The 14,242-nt window shown below is 61.6% G+C and carries 11 protein-coding genes; 9 read left to right on the top strand and 2 right to left on the bottom strand.

The features are described from left to right. Nucleotides 1-156 precede the first annotated feature (156 nt). A complete protein-coding gene (locus tag J3353_RS14410; protein ID WP_097770740.1) occupies nucleotides 157-624 on the bottom strand; it encodes a CBS domain-containing protein in 468 nt (155 codons plus the stop codon). A 372-nt stretch (nucleotides 625-996) separates the two neighbouring features. On the opposite strand from J3353_RS14410, the gene J3353_RS14405 reads away from it, so the two are divergent. The 3 genes from J3353_RS14405 to J3353_RS14395 all read left to right on the top strand — a co-directional run bounded on the left by J3353_RS14405 (nucleotide 997) and on the right by J3353_RS14395 (nucleotide 3,479). After that, nucleotides 997-1,347, top strand: a complete 351-nt coding sequence (locus J3353_RS14405) for an Asp23/Gls24 family envelope stress response protein (RefSeq protein WP_005933848.1) — start codon at nucleotides 997-999, stop codon at nucleotides 1,345-1,347. Nucleotides 1,348-1,375: 28 nt separating this feature from the next. Beyond that, on the top strand, nucleotides 1,376-3,070 hold the full coding sequence (locus J3353_RS14400; protein WP_005933847.1) for a DAK2 domain-containing protein: 1,695 nt from the start codon (nucleotides 1,376-1,378) through the stop codon (nucleotides 3,068-3,070). 271 nt (nucleotides 3,071-3,341) lie between these two features. Further along, nucleotides 3,342-3,479, top strand: a complete 138-nt coding sequence (locus tag J3353_RS14395) for a hypothetical protein (RefSeq protein WP_005933846.1) — start codon at nucleotides 3,342-3,344, stop codon at nucleotides 3,477-3,479. 158 nt (nucleotides 3,480-3,637) lie between these two features. On the opposite strand, the gene J3353_RS14390 is transcribed toward J3353_RS14395, so the two are convergent. Next, on the bottom strand, nucleotides 3,638-4,027 hold the full coding sequence (locus J3353_RS14390; protein ID WP_242700986.1) for a hypothetical protein: 390 nt from the start codon (nucleotides 4,025-4,027) through the stop codon (nucleotides 3,638-3,640). A gap of 441 nt (nucleotides 4,028-4,468) precedes the next feature. On the opposite strand from J3353_RS14390, the gene J3353_RS14385 reads away from it, so the two are divergent. From J3353_RS14385 to J3353_RS14360, 6 genes are all read left to right on the top strand, one after another. Then, entirely contained in the window at nucleotides 4,469-6,919 is a 2,451-nt protein-coding gene (locus tag J3353_RS14385; protein WP_207685106.1) for a transglycosylase domain-containing protein, read from the top strand. A 597-nt stretch (nucleotides 6,920-7,516) separates the two neighbouring features. Continuing rightward, complete coding sequence (locus J3353_RS14380; protein WP_035394385.1) at nucleotides 7,517-7,957, top strand: ACT domain-containing protein; 441 nt, start codon at nucleotides 7,517-7,519, stop codon at nucleotides 7,955-7,957. 42 nt (nucleotides 7,958-7,999) lie between these two features. Further along, a complete protein-coding gene (locus J3353_RS14375) occupies nucleotides 8,000-9,235 on the top strand; it encodes a homoserine dehydrogenase (protein WP_005933838.1) in 1,236 nt (411 codons plus the stop codon). A 16-nt stretch (nucleotides 9,236-9,251) separates the two neighbouring features. After that, the gene (gene thrB / locus J3353_RS14370) at nucleotides 9,252-10,157 is read left to right on the top strand and encodes a homoserine kinase (RefSeq protein WP_005933837.1); all 906 of its coding nucleotides are present in this window, start codon (nucleotides 9,252-9,254) and stop codon (nucleotides 10,155-10,157) included. A 36-nt stretch (nucleotides 10,158-10,193) separates the two neighbouring features. Beyond that, nucleotides 10,194-11,393, top strand: coding sequence for an aspartate kinase (locus J3353_RS14365; protein WP_156057782.1), 1,200 nt, complete (start codon nucleotides 10,194-10,196; stop codon nucleotides 11,391-11,393). 319 nt (nucleotides 11,394-11,712) lie between these two features. Continuing rightward, a complete protein-coding gene (locus J3353_RS14360) occupies nucleotides 11,713-13,989 on the top strand; it encodes a hydratase (RefSeq protein ID WP_207685105.1) in 2,277 nt (758 codons plus the stop codon). Nucleotides 13,990-14,242: the final 253 nt, after the last annotated feature.

The raw sequence follows: 14,242 nt of genomic DNA, 5'->3' as shown, positions 1-14,242 counted from the left end.
TCACCCTCTCCGTCATTGCTTGCGCAATGCCACCTCTCCCGAAGGGAGAGGCAAGGGCGGCCCGGCCTTCAGCTTCAGCTGCCCTCTGTGATGTCTTGGCTCCCCCTTCGGGGGAGCTGGCAAAGCCGCAAGGCTTTGACTGAGAGGGTGAGGGCCTTACCCTCCCGCCGCAAGGCTGCCCTTGGGGCAGGCATCCGGGGCGCTCTGGGCCTTCCGGGCCTCGGTGCGGGCCTTGTCGTAGCAGTAGCGGATGATGGCCTGCCGCCGCACGATGCCGATAAAGATGCCCCGGTCGTCCACCACGGGCACAAAGTTCTGGTTCATGGCCGCTTCGATCAGCTGGTCCATGCTGGTGGTGACGGTCACGGCCTTGTAATCCCGCTTGTGGGCAAAGCTCGAGATGGGCACATCCTCGGCGGCTTCAATGTCCAGCCCGTGCTGCTGTTTCAGCCCCCAGAGGATATCCCCCTCGGTCAGGGTGCCCACATACTCGCCCTTGCGGTTGAGCACCGGGATGGATGCGTAGCGGTTGTTCTCCCATTTTTCCAGCGTCTGCCGCAGGGTGAAGTCATCGTAGACATACATCAGGTCCTGCTTGGGGGAAAGGAAAAACAAAATGTTCATCAAACAGCTCTCCAATCGTTATCCTATCGTAAACAGTGGTTCTGCCGTAAGGGCGCAGCTCCCGTTCCTCTGCTTTGATTTTAGCACTTTTCCACAGGCGGATAAAGTCAAAAATCATACTTTTTAGAATTTATTCACAGTCGCGTCCGGCCTTTTTGCAAAACATGCAGGAAAACCGTGCACAGGGCAGGGTTTTGTGGTATAATAGGAGCACGAATCGGCTCACATTGCCCGCCCTTTGGAAATTGTGCTGTACACAGGGCGTGGGAAGTTGTATAATAGGGATACCGATTCCTTTCCCGGTATGCGGCGGGTTTGCCGCCGCAAGCCGGGCCACCCCAACAAGATTTCAAATAAAGGAGCAGAGCGACTATGATCACTTCCCGTTTCCCGCTGGGAGATGTCAGCTTTTCCGCCGAGTACTTCTCTACGCTGGTAGGCGAAGCAACCAAACAATGCTACGGCGTGGCCGCAATGACCCCCCGCGACCTGACCGACGTGGTCAAGAGCGTGGTGCGCGGCAACGATTACTCTGAAAAGGGCGTTCGTGTCACACAGGAAGAGGGCCGTCTCGTGATCGAGCTGCACATTGCCGTCAGCTACGGGCTCAACATCTCCACCGCCGCGCGCAGCATCTCGCACCGCGTCAAGGACGAAGTGGAGCAGGCCACCGGCCTGAAGGTTGCCCGTGTGATCGTGTCGGTGGACGACGTGATCGCCTGATGGAACTTTTTATTAAGGAGTAAGGACAATGATTTCTGGTAAGATCCTGCGCGACGCGATCATCTCCGGCGCGAACAACATCAACAACCAGCGCTCCCGCGTGGACGAGCTGAACGTTTTCCCTGTGCCCGATGGCGACACCGGCACCAACATGGGCATGACGGTGGGTGCCTCCGTGGCAGAGCTGAACGCGCTGGACGACGGTTGCACCGTGGGTGAGGCCGCCAAGACCGCTGCCTCCGCCATGCTGCGCGGTGCGCGCGGCAACTCCGGCGTGATCACCAGCCTGCTGTTCCGCGGCTTTTCCAAGGCGCTGGAAGGCAAGAAGGAAGCCGACACCGCCGACATCATCGCCGCCCTGAAAAAGGGCGTGGAGGGTGCCTACAAGGCCGTGATGAAGCCCACCGAGGGCACCATCCTGACCGTTGCCCGGGTGGCCAGCGAGGAAGCTGCCGCCTGCGGTGCCGAGGAGATCCCCGCCCTGTGGGACGTGGTGATGACCGCAGGCCAGAAGGCGCTGGAGGATACCCCCAACCTGCTGCCCGTGCTGAAAAAGGCCGGCGTTGTGGACGCAGGCGGCCAGGGCATTATGATCATCTTTGAGGGTATGGGCAAGGTGTTCCACGGCGAGCCCATGGTGGCCGGCGGCGAGGGCACCCCCAACAAGGCCAAGCTCTCCACCGAGAACGCAGGCAAGGGCGTGTTCACCGACGACCTGATGAAGGTGGAGGACATCAAGAACGGCTACTGCACCCAGTTCCTCATCAACAAGTACGAGGGCGCAAGCGCCGCAAAGATGCGCGCCTTTGCTGAATCCAACGGCGACAGCGTGGTCTGCATCGAGGATGACGATGTCATCAACCTGCATGTCCATACCGCTGACCCCGGCAAGATCCTGAGCGAGGCCATCAAGTACGGCTACCTGACCAACTTCAAGATCGAGAACATGCACGAGCAGTTCCTGGCCCGCCAGAAGCAGGGCAAGAGCCTGGAAAAGCAGGCCTCCGCTGAAAAGGCCCCCGCACAGGCCAGCGAGTTCGTTTACGCCGCAGTGGATCCCAGCCGTGACTACGGCTTTGTGGCCGTTGCCGCCGGTGAGGGCCTGAAGGCCGTGTTCACCGACCTGGCTGCGGACGCTGTCGTCTCCGGCGGCCAGACTATGAACCCCGCCACCGAGGACATCCTTGCTGCCATCCAGAGCGTGCCCGCCAAGACCGTGTTCGTGCTGCCCAACAACAAGAACATCATCATGGCAGCGGAGCAGGCCCAGAAGCTGGCTGACCGTCAGGTGATCGTTCTGCCCACCCGCACCGTGCCCATGGGCATCACCGCGCTGCTCAACTTCGACCCCTCTGCCAACGCTGAGACCAACACCATCAACATGATGGCCGCCGCCGACAAGGTCAGCACCGGCCTCATCACCTACGCCGCCCGCGACAGCGAGTTTGACGGCAAGCGGATCCGGAAGGGCGAGATCATGGCTCTGGAGAACGGCAAGATCGTTGCCACCTCCACCGACCTGACCAAGGCCACCTACCGCCTGGCCCGCAGCATGTGCAAGAAGGACTCCAGCTTTGTCACCATCATCTCCGGCTGTGATGTCTCCGACGAGGAGGCCGAGAAGCTGACCGAGATCGTCAAGGCAAAGTGCCCCAACCACGTTGAGGTCAGCCACATCCGCGGCGGCCAGCCCGTATACTATTATATGATCAGCGTGGAGTAAAATTGCACTCCGGCTGAAACAAAACCGCAAAACAACCCCCCTGTGCCATGGTCTGGTACAGGGGGGTTGTTGATTGCACATTGTCGGTTTCTATGCTATACTGTAGCTAATGCTGGAAACAGCAGGAGAAAAGCGCTGTCTGCAATGCAGGTGGTCAACTTCGCGCTCCCGAATGCCTATTTTCCGGAAGGAAGCCAGGCGGATGGGAACGGAACTTTTTTGAATTGGATCCTTTCCCGGAGCCGCCTGTCGGCGAAGGGAGGGATGTCGGATGACTCTGACAGAAGTTTGCGCTGTACTGACGGTAGCAATTGCTCTTTTGAGCCTGCTCGTTTCAGTTGCGAAAGCGGCATTTGATGCTGGCTGGAAAATTTCTCACGAGAAGAACGATAAAAGCAAAAAAGATTGACCGCCCCCAGTCTCACAAACTCGGCGGTCAATCTTTTTGACTTAAAAGGGAACGTGGAGCTGGCCATATTGCGGTCAGCGCTCTTTCTGTTCATAGTATAGTTGATTTGCGATGTTTTGTCAAGTTCACGCTGGGGGCCGCAGTCCGGACGGAGCGGTTCACCCGCCCAGGTCCTCCAGCACCTCCTGCAGGGCGGCATCTCCCGTCACTGCCATGCCCTGCTTGACACGCAGTGCGTCATTCTCTGGCAGGAGATTGACGTAAATATCTGTCTGCCGGGCAAGGCGGGTGGGGGAACCGTCCGGCCCGCAGGTGTAGACGGCTACCATGCCGCCTTCGTCCCGGAGCAGGTATTGGGTGGGCTGGCCGGTGTCGGGCAGAGTCTGGGCCGCAAGGCTCGGCTCGGAGGGCACCGGCGTTTCGGCGGCGCTGTCCGCTCCCGGTGCAGGGGAGGGAAGCGCCAGCCGGGGCAGGGCCATCCAGAACAGGCTGAAGGCGATGGCAAAGGCGCACAGGGCGTAAAACAGGCAGAGAACTACTTTCTGCATGGAGAAAATCACTCCTTTCCAGCGGGTCTTTCCAGCGGTAGTATGCGCAAAAATGCCGCCCCTGAGACAGAAGTGCACAATTTTCACACCGGAATGCTGTACTTTACGGGGGGAAGTGTGCTATACTAGCAGTATCTGATTAGAAATAGGGTTCAGCCCCGACAGCGGGCTCGCCCTCTCCGTCAATGCTGGCGCATTGCCACCTCTCCCAAAGGGAGAGGCCTTGGCAGCACCCGGCAAAGTTTCCGATTTCGTCAGAAGCTCCCACTTTGGGGGAGCTGTCGAGCGAAGCGAGACTGAGAGGGTGAGGATGGAAGAGAGGATGAACTTGTCAGGAATAACCGTTTAAGCAGGTAGGAGGCGATCCTTATCTCAAACGAATCGAGAAAGATCCACCGCGGCGCTGCACGCACGGACGTGCAGCCCACGGGGGGACGTAAAGTGAATGTGAGCAACAGCCGCAGGGAAGAGCCGCCCAAGCGCGGGCGTGCCCCCAGGGAGCCAAAGGAGCCCCGGGAAAAGGCGAAGCACCCCATCCTCAGGGCGCTGGGCCGCACGCTGGCCACCCTCATCTGCCTGGGCATCATGGTGTGCAGCCTGGCGGCAGTGGCGGCGGTGTACTACGCGGTGCAGGCCACGGCCAACGACGGCAACCTGCTGGACCTGGACAACATCGAGCTGAGCCAGTCCAGCACCGTGGTGGCCACCGACCCCGACACCGGCGCGCAGGTGGAGTATGCCACCCTGCGCTCCTCCAACAGCCACCGCGTCTGGGCAGACCTGGAACAGATCCCCACCAACCTGCAGTATGCGTTCATCTGCACCGAGGACAAGGATTTCTACAACGAGCCGGGCGTGAACTTCAAGCGCACCATCGGTGCCATGGTCAACGAGTATCTGCTGCCCATTTACAGCTCCAAGCAGGGCGCTTCCACGCTGGAGCAGCAGCTCATCAAGAACCTGACCAGCGACAAGAGCGCCAGCGGCGTGGAGGGTGCGCTGCGCAAGCTGCGCGAGATCTACCGCGCCCTCTGCCTGAGCCGCGCTTACTCCAAGGAGACCATTCTGGAGGCCTACCTGAACACCATCAGCTTCACCGGCACCATTCAGGGCGTTCAGACAGCGGCCAACGAGTATTTCAACAAGGACGTGAGCCAGCTCACCCTCTGGGAGTGCGCCACCATCGCGTCCATCACCAAGAACCCCACCAACTACAACCCCTACACCAACCCCGAGAACCTGATCCACCGCCGCAACTTCATCATGTATAATATGTGGCAGCAGGGCATCATCTCGGAGGAGGATTACCGCAACGGCGCGGCCCAGCCCCTTGTGCTGGCCGAGGAGGACACCAACAAGAAGACCTCCTCCGTGACCAGCTACTTCACCGATGCCCTCTTCACCGAGGTGGTCCACGACATCATGGACAAGGAGGGCGTGGACGAATCCACGGCCCAGTCCATGCTCTACACCGGCGGCTATACCATCGAGGCCACCGTCAACCCCAAGATGCAGACGGCCATGGAGAACCTGATGCTCAACGAGGGCGACGCTTACTTCCCGGCCGGCTGGCATGAGGAAGAGGTGACCAGCATCTCGGACGATGACGTGCAGGTGTTGAACGCCGATGGCACCCCCAAGACCCGCACCGGCGACGACGGCACCGTGTACTACTACCGCAATGTCCGCACCCAGGCGGCCATGGTCACGCTGGACTATGACGGCAACGTGCTGGCCATGGTGGGCGGTCTGGGCGAAAAGACCAAGAGCCTTTCCCTGAACCGTGCTTACAGTGTGACCCGGCAGACCGGCTCCACCATCAAGCCCATCGGCGCGTACGCGCTGGGCGTGGAGTACGGGCTGGTGAACTGGTCCACCATGCTCAACAACTCGCCCCTGTACCAGAAGCAGGACATGGTCATCCGGGATGAGGACTACTGCCGCAAAAACGGCCTGATGGGCCTTTCCGACAGTCAGCTCAAGGCCTACCCCAACGCATGGCGCAGCTGGCCCCGCAACTACGGCGGCAACTATGGCGACGGCAGCGACCTGCCCCTGTGGAACGGTCTGGCCCGCTCCCTGAACACCATCGCCATCCGGGTGGGCGACCTGGTGGGCGCAAGCAACATCTTCAACTTTGTCTACAACACCCTGCAGCTGACCACCCTGGACCCCGCCAACGACGTGGGCCTTGCCCAGATGGTCATGGGCAGCCAGACCCACGGCGTGACCCCCACGGCGCTGGCCGCTGCCTTCCAGATCTTCTATGACGGCGAGTACACCACCCCGCACCTGTACACCCGTGTGCTGGACCGGGACGGCAACATCTACCTGGAAAACAACGCCACCAGCTATCAGGCCCTGACCCCGCAGACAGCCTATATTATGAACCGTCTGCTCAAGAACGTGCTCTACTCCAACGTGGGCACCGCCAGCGGCCGCTACCCCAACTCCAACGGCATGGAGTCCTTTGGTAAGACCGGTACCGCCAGCGACGAAAAGGATCTGTGGTTCGTGGGCGGCACGCCCTACTACGTTACCGCTGTCTGGTGGGGCTACGACGCGCCTTACGATATGACCAACACCCTGGGCAAGAATCAGGCCAAGACCCGCACCTGTGTCATGGCGTGGAAGGCTTATATGGAGCAGGTACAGGCAAACCTGCCCTATAAGGCATTCCCCACCAGCGACGGCGTGGTGGAGCGCGCCTACTGCACCCAGAGCGGCCTGCTGGCCGGGGCCAACTGCCCCAGCCGCGCCACCGGCTACTACCGTGCCGATGACCTGCCCGATACCTGCAACTACTCCCACAGCAGCGGCGTGGCCGCAGCACAGAGCGCGGACACCGCCCCCGTTGTGGGTCAGGATACCACCGGGCTGGATACGGATTGAACCTCTCAGGCGGCGCTTCCAGACGGCCCTCTCAGTCTCGCTGCGCTCGACAGCTCTCCCAAAGGGAGAGCCAACGCATCTGCAAGGGGAGAGGGTGCTGAAGGCTAAACCTCTCCGTCATCATCGCTTCGCTCGATGCCACCTCCCCTAGTAGGGGAGGCCTTGGCATAGGGTTCATTTTTCGCAATGATCGCCTATTGGCTCCAAAATGCACTCCTGCCGCAAGGGTAAGACTTTGCGCCAGCAGGGCAAACAGGAGCGAAGCGCCAGACCACGAAAACGCGACGGCCTGCCAAGGGCTCCCCTACTAGGGGAGCTGCCGAGCGTCAGCGACGGCTGAGAGGTTTAACCCCGTCAGCACCCCCTAAAGGCTGGGCCGCAATAGCCTCTCCCTTTGGGAGAGGTGGCATCCCGCAGGGATGACGGAGAGGGCGCAAGGCCAGCCTCTATTAAAAGTCACACTTTCTCAATTCCGGTGCGACAGCTTGCCACTTCACGCTCCAAAACTGGATAATCTGACAAAAAAGCATCCGGTCTCTTGCAATGCAGGGGGCCGGATGCTATTATATTCCCTGTAAGAACACTTGTGTTTGTGAGGTGAACAAGTTGGAACGCCGTTTTTATCTGGTGGACGCGGAGGTCCTGCCCGAGGTCTTCCTGAAAGTGGTCAAGGCCAAGGAGCTTCTGGCAAGCGGGGAAGTGCGCAGCATCTCGGCTGCGACCCGCAGCGTGGATCTTTCGCGCAGTGCTTTTTATAAATATAAGGACTGCATCTTTGATTCCGAAAATGGCCGCGAGGTCGTGACCGTAATGGCAACGCTCCGGGATGAAACAGGCGCGCTGCAAAGCCTGCTGGCGGGCATCAGCGCAGCCGGGGCAAGCATCGTTACCATCAACCAGTCCACGCCGGAAAACGGCGCAGCGCTGGTTGCCGTTACCATCCGCACCGATACCATGCAGATGACCCCTGAGGAGCTGACGGAGCGGTTGAGCCGCCAGCGCATGGTGGTGGGCGTGCACTGCGGGTATAACCTGTAAGGGCACCAAGAACAGTCAGGAAATAGGAACGAGGGTTGAACTATGGCAAAGATCGCGATTTTAGGCTTTGGCACGGTGGGCAGCGGCGTGTACGAGGTGCTGTGCCGCAATGCCGCCGGTGTTTCCCGCCGGGCCGGTGAGCCGGTGGAGGTCAAGTACATCCTTGACCCCAAGGATTTCTCTGCTCATCCGGCGGCAAACCTCTTCATCAAGAACTTCGATACCATTCTGGAAGACCCGGAGATCCGGGTGGTGGTGGAGACCATCGGCGGCACCCGTTTTGCATACCCCTATGTCAAGGCCTGCCTCGAGAGCGGCCGCAGCGTGTGCACCTCCAACAAGGAGATGGTGGCCACCTACGGCGCGGAGCTGCTGGCGCTGGCCAAGGCCCACAACTGTGCCTTCCTGTTCGAGGCCTCCGTGGGCGGCGGCACCCCCATCATCACCCCGATGCATCAGTGCCTGGCCGCCAACGTCATCACCGAGGTGGAGGGCATCGTGAACGGCACCACCAACTTCATGCTGACCAAGATGGTGCGGGAGAACCTGGGCTTTGACGAGGCCCTGAAGATCGCGCAGGAGCTGGGCTATGCCGAGACCAAGGACCCCGGCGACGATGTGGACGGCCGGGATGCCTGCCGCAAGATCGCCATCCTGTCCTCGCTGGTCTGCGGCCACCAGATCTACCCCCAGAACATCCCCACCCGGGGCATCCGGGACATCACCGTGGCCGATGTGGCTGCGGCGGAGCGGCTGAACTGCGTCATCAAGCTCATCGCGTGGATGAAGCGGGGCGACGACGGCAGCGTGGCCGCCGGTGTGGAGCCCTGCCTGGTGCCCAAGAGCCACCAGCTGGCCGGTGTGGACGATGTGTTCAACGCCGTGCTGGTCAAGGGCGATATGCTGGGCGACGTGGTGTTCTACGGCAAGGGCGCGGGCAAGCTGCCCACCGCCAGCGCCGTGGTGGCCGATGTGGTGGATGCCCTCAAGAACGGCTCCAAGGTCCACGACAGCCTGTTCTGGCAGCCTGCGGAGCCGGTGGAGGGGATGCTCACCGACCCGGCTCCCGCCGCATATTATGTGCGTGCAGCGGGCGTTGCTCCCGCCGTGGTGGAAGCCATCTACGGTAAGGGCCGTGTGGTGGATGAGCACTTTGACGGCTGCTCCTATCTGGTGGAGCAGGCCGATGCAAAGGCCATGGCCGAGGCAGCCCGCAAGGTGGAGACCGTGGGCGGCAGCGTGAAGCTGGTGCTGAAAAAGCTGCCCGAGGAAGCATGAGAAAAGGGGACGGACGATGAAGATCAAAGTTTCTGTTCCGGCCACCAGCGCCAACGTGGGCTCCGGCTTCGACGCGCTGGGTCTGGCCGTGACCCTGTACAACACCGTGACCTTTGAGGAGAGCGATAAGCTGGACATCTCGGCGGCGGACGGCACCCGCATCCCCCGCAACGAGAGCAATTTGGTGTACCGCTCGGCCAAGGGCCTGTTCGACAAGGTGGGCAAGAAGATCCCGCCCCTGAAGATCGTGCAGACCAACCCCATCCCCATGGCCCGGGGCCTGGGTTCCTCCTCGGCCTGCATCATCGCGGGCCTGCTGGGCGCGAACCGGATGCTGGGCGATGTGCTCAACACCCAGGAGCTGCTGACGCTGGCCACGGCCATTGAGGGCCACCCCGACAACGTGGCCCCGGCCCTGCTGGGTGGTTTGACCAGCAGCGTCTTTGAGGACGGCGTGGTCTACTCCGTCAAGCGAGATGTGGACCAGAGCCTCTGCTTTGCGGCCATCGTGCCGGATTACAAGCTGCTGACGGAGGCCGCCCGCGCGGCCCTGCCCAAGCAGGTGGCCCACAAGGATGCCGTGTATAACCTGTCCCGGGCCGCGCTGGTACCTGCCGCCTTCTGTGAGGGCCGGCATGACCTGCTGGGCATTGCCACCGAGGATAAGCTCCACCAGCCCTACCGGATGCCCCTGATGCCCGGTTCCCGGGAGGTGTTCGCGCTGGCAAAGCAGTGCGGGGCAAAGGCCGTGTATGTATCGGGTGCCGGTTCCACCGTGATGGCGGTGGCCGAGCGCGCGGAGGCTGAGCGCTTTTATGCCGGGCTGCGTGCCGGGCTGGAAACGCTGGAAGGCCTGGACGGATGTGAAGCATTTACACTGTTAGAGCTGGATGCAGATAATACCGGCGCAACTGTGGAATGATATAAATTGGGAGAAACTAGAGGAGAGTGACAAACTATGGCGTTGATCGTACAGAAGTTCGGCGGTTCTTCGGTGAAGGACCGGAACCGTATCTTCAACGTGGCCCGCATCGTGGCCAACACCCACAAGGCGGGCAATGACGTGGTGGTGGTGGTGTCCGCACAGGGCGACACCACCGACGACCTGATCGCAAAGGCTGCTGAGATCACCCACAACCCTTCGGCCCGTGAGATGGATATGCTGCTGGCTGCCGGTGAGGAGATCAGCATCGCGCTGCTGGCCATGGCCCTGAACGAGCTGGGCTGCCACGCCACCAGCCTGACGGGCTGGCAGGCGGGCTTCCGCACCGACCGTGCCTACACCAAGGCACGCATCACCCGCATGGAGACCGAGCGCATTTCCTCCGAGCTGGAGCGCAACCGCGTGGTGGTCGTGGCAGGCTTCCAGGGCCTGAACAAGCTGGATGATATCACCACCCTGGGCCGCGGCGGCTCTGATACCAGCGCCGTGGCCATTGCAGCGGCCCTGCACGCAGACCGCTGCCAGATCTACACCGATGTGGAAGGCGTTTACACCGCAGACCCCCGCAAGGTGCGCAACACCCGCAAGCTGGAAGAGATCACCTTTGACGAGATGCTGGAGCTGGCCTCTCTGGGTGCGCAGGTGCTGAACAACCGCAGCGTGGAGCTGGCAAAGAAGTATAATGTGGAGCTGGAAGTGCTGTCCAGCCTGAATCCCGTGCCCGGTACGGTGGTCAAGGAGGTTACAAAAGACATGGAAGGTATGCTGATCAAGGGTGTTGCAAAGGACACCGATGTTGCCGTTATCACGATCCTGAACGTTCCCGATGAGCCGGGCACCAGCTTCAAGATCTTTGGCCTGCTGGCCCAGAAGAACATCAACGTGGATATCATCCTGCAGTCCACCGGCCGCGACGGCAAGAAGGATATCTCCTTCACCTGCGCCGAGGGTGAGGCTGAGACCGCCATGCGCGTGCTCAAGGAGAGCGGCAAGTTCAAGGATGCCACCTGCGACGAAACCTGCGCAAAGGTCTCCATCGTGGGTGCCGGTATGCAGAGCCACAGCGGCGTTGCCTCCAAGATGTTCGAGGCACTCTCCAACAACAACATCAACATCAAGATGATCTCCACCAGTGAGATCAAGATCTCCTGCATCATTGCCCGTGACGACGCTGACAAGGCGGTCAGCGCCATCCACGATATGCTGTTTGACTGATTGACAGGACTGCTGGTGCTCTGGAAAACCCCACCGTCATTGCTTCGCAATGCCACCGTACAGGTTGCGGCTCCCAGCGTCCGCTTCGTGCAAAGTTTTGCACTTGCGTCCTGCTGGCCGCTGCCCCAACAACTCCTCCCTGCTTCCGCCACTGGCGGCGGTCGTCGTTGTTGCCTACTAGGGGCGGCCTTGGCAAAATGGCAAAGCTTTACGCCATGCCAAGGGCCCCACTACTAGGGGGGCTGTCGAGCAAAGCGAGACTGGGGGGTTGTCCCCGGAGCGCCGCAGTCCTTTTTTGCAAAAGCGAGGGGAAAGTATTATGTTGGAATCGATCAAATGCAGCACCTCGGGTGCATACTACCTGCGGGGGCAGTGGGTGCCCGCCGACGCGCAGGCTCCTGCGGCACTGGCAGCCGCGGGCGTGACTGCGGAGCAGGCCGGCCAGGCCTACAAGGGCACCATGGCCTACGGCATCCTCACCGCCCACAACACCAGCGGCAGCGACCGGGATCTCCGGATCAAGTTTGATGCCATGGCAAGCCACGACATCACCTTTGTGGGCATTATCCAGACGGCCCGCGCCTCGGGGCTGGAAAAGTTCCCCATCCCCTATGTGCTGACCAACTGCCACAACAGCCTGTGCGCCGTGGGCGGCACCATCAACGAGGATGACCACCGCTTCGGCCTGTCCGCTGCCAAAAAGTACGGCGGCATCTTTGTGCCGCCCCACATGGCGGTCATCCACCAGTACATGCGCGAGCGCTTTGCGGGCTGCGGCAAAATGATCCTTGGTTCCGATTCCCACACCCGCTACGGCGCACTGGGCACCATGGCCATCGGCGAGGGCGGCGGCGAGCTGGCAAAGCAGCTGCTGGGCCGCACCTACGATGTGGCCCGCCCCGGCGTGGTGGCCATCTGCCTGACCGGCGCTCTGCCCGCGGGCTGCGGCCCCCACGATGTGGCCATTGCACTGGTGGGCGAGCTGTTCAAGAGCGGTTATGTCAAGAACAAGGTCATGGAGTTTGTGGGCCCCGGCATCGCCTCCCTGCGGCAGGACACCCGCAACGCCATTGATGCCATGACCACTGAGACTACCTGCCTTTCCTCCATCTGGGAGACCGATGAAAAGACCCGGCAGTTCCTCACGGTCCATGGCAGGGCAGGGGACTACAAGCCCCTCCACCCGGCAGAGCTGGCCTATTACGACGGCGTGGTGAGCGTGGACCTTTCCAAGATCCGGCCCATGATCGCCCTGCCCATGCACCCCTCCAACGCCTTTCCCATCGAGGAGCTGAACGCCAACCTCAAGGACATCCTCCACGAATGCGAGGAGAACGTCCAGAAGCTGGTGGGCCGCTCCGACGTGAAGCTGGATCTGTGCAGCAAGATCGAAAACGGCAGGCTCCGAGTGGATCAGGGAGTCATCGCGGGCTGCGCGGGCGGCCTGTTCGACAGCATCTACGAGGCCGCTTCCATCCTCAAGGGCCATACCGGCGGCTGCGGGGATTACGCCCTCAGCGTTTACCCCGGCAGCCAGCCCATTATGATGGAGCTGAACCGCACCGGCGTGCTCACCGACCTGATGGCCAGCGGTGCCACCATCCGCACGGCCTTCTGCGGCCCCTGCTTCGGCGCGGGCGATGTGCCCGCCAATGGGGCGCTGTCCATCCGCCACACCACCCGCAACTTCCCCAGCCGCGAGGGCTCCAAGCCCGGCAGCGGCCAGCTGGCAGGCGTGGCCCTGATGGATGCCCGCAGCATTGCCGCCACCACGGCCAACGGCGGCATCCTGACCCCCGCAACGGAGGTGGATTACGACCCCACCGTGCCCGAATATCACTACGATCCCTCCAGCTACGAGGCCCGGGTGTATCAGGGCTTTGGCCACGGCGATTATGATGCCCTGCTCAAGCTGGGCCCCAACATCAAGGACTGGCCCGAGATCGCCCCGCTGGGCGACAACCTGCTGCTGAAGGTGGCCTCCTACATCACCGACCCCGTCACCACCACGGACGAGCTCATCCCCTCGGGTGAGACCTCTTCCTACCGCTCCAACCCCCTGGGTCTGGCCGAGTTCACCCTCAGCCGCAAGGACCCCGCCTATGTGGGGCGCGCCAAGGCCGTGCAGGCCGAGGAAGCCGCCCGCCGGGCAGGGCAGGGGGATGCCGCCCTGCTGGCAAAGATCCGTGCCGTGCCCGGCTGCGAGGCCCTGACCTGGGACGATGTACAGCTGGCCTCCACCATTTTTGCCGTCAAGCCCGGCGACGGCTCTGCCCGTGAGCAGGCCGCCAGCTGCCAGCGTGTGCTGGGGGCCGGGGCCAACATCGTCAACGAGTACGCCACCAAGCGTTACCGCTCCAACCTCATCAACTGGGGCATGCTGCCCTTCCAGCTCAACGGTGCGGCTCCCTTCGGCCTGGGGGACTACATCCTCATCCCCCGTGTCCGGGAAGCCCTTAAGGGCGATCTGCAGAACATCCCTGCCTATGTGCTGGGGGAGGAAGTGAAGCCCTTTGCCCTCTATATGGCACCGCTGACCTCCGATGAGCGGGAGATTTTGGCAGACGGGTGTTTGATCAATTATTATAAGCATTAAATAAAGCTCCCCGGGACTAAACCCCTCAGTCACGCTCCGCGTGCCAGCCCCCCTAATAGTGGGGCCCTTGGCATGGCGTAAAGCTCTGCCTCTTTGCCAAGGCCGCCCCTATTAGGGGCGGTGGCATCCCGCAGGGATGACGGTGGGGTTTGACTCCGGCAGCCGCTTACGGCTCACCCCCCCAGTCGCCTGCGGCGACAGCCCCCCTAATAGTGGGGCCCTTGGCATGGCGTAAAGCTCTGCCTCTTTGCCA

The organism is Faecalibacterium sp. Marseille-Q4137 (assembly GCF_017377535.1).
Classification (GTDB): domain Bacteria; phylum Bacillota; class Clostridia; order Oscillospirales; family Ruminococcaceae; genus Faecalibacterium; species Faecalibacterium duncaniae.
Note: the sequence above shows the minus strand (reverse complement) of the source record. Positions and strands in the feature narration are given on the sequence as shown.

Coding starts and splice junctions, on each gene's coding strand:
- J3353_RS14400 (WP_005933847.1), top strand. CDS start 1,376: ATGATTTCTGGTAAGATCCTGCGCGACGCGATCATCTCCGGCGCGAAC.
- J3353_RS14365 (WP_156057782.1), top strand. CDS start 10,194: ATGGCGTTGATCGTACAGAAGTTCGGCGGTTCTTCGGTGAAGGACCGG.
- J3353_RS14410 (WP_097770740.1), bottom strand. CDS start 624: ATGAACATTTTGTTTTTCCTTTCCCCCAAGCAGGACCTGATGTATGTC.
- J3353_RS14375 (WP_005933838.1), top strand. CDS start 8,000: ATGGCAAAGATCGCGATTTTAGGCTTTGGCACGGTGGGCAGCGGCGTG.
- thrB (WP_005933837.1), top strand. CDS start 9,252: ATGAAGATCAAAGTTTCTGTTCCGGCCACCAGCGCCAACGTGGGCTCC.
- J3353_RS14395 (WP_005933846.1), top strand. CDS start 3,342: ATGACTCTGACAGAAGTTTGCGCTGTACTGACGGTAGCAATTGCTCTT.
- J3353_RS14405 (WP_005933848.1), top strand. CDS start 997: ATGATCACTTCCCGTTTCCCGCTGGGAGATGTCAGCTTTTCCGCCGAG.
- J3353_RS14390 (WP_242700986.1), bottom strand. CDS start 4,027: ATGCAGAAAGTAGTTCTCTGCCTGTTTTACGCCCTGTGCGCCTTTGCC.
- J3353_RS14360 (WP_207685105.1), top strand. CDS start 11,713: ATGTTGGAATCGATCAAATGCAGCACCTCGGGTGCATACTACCTGCGG.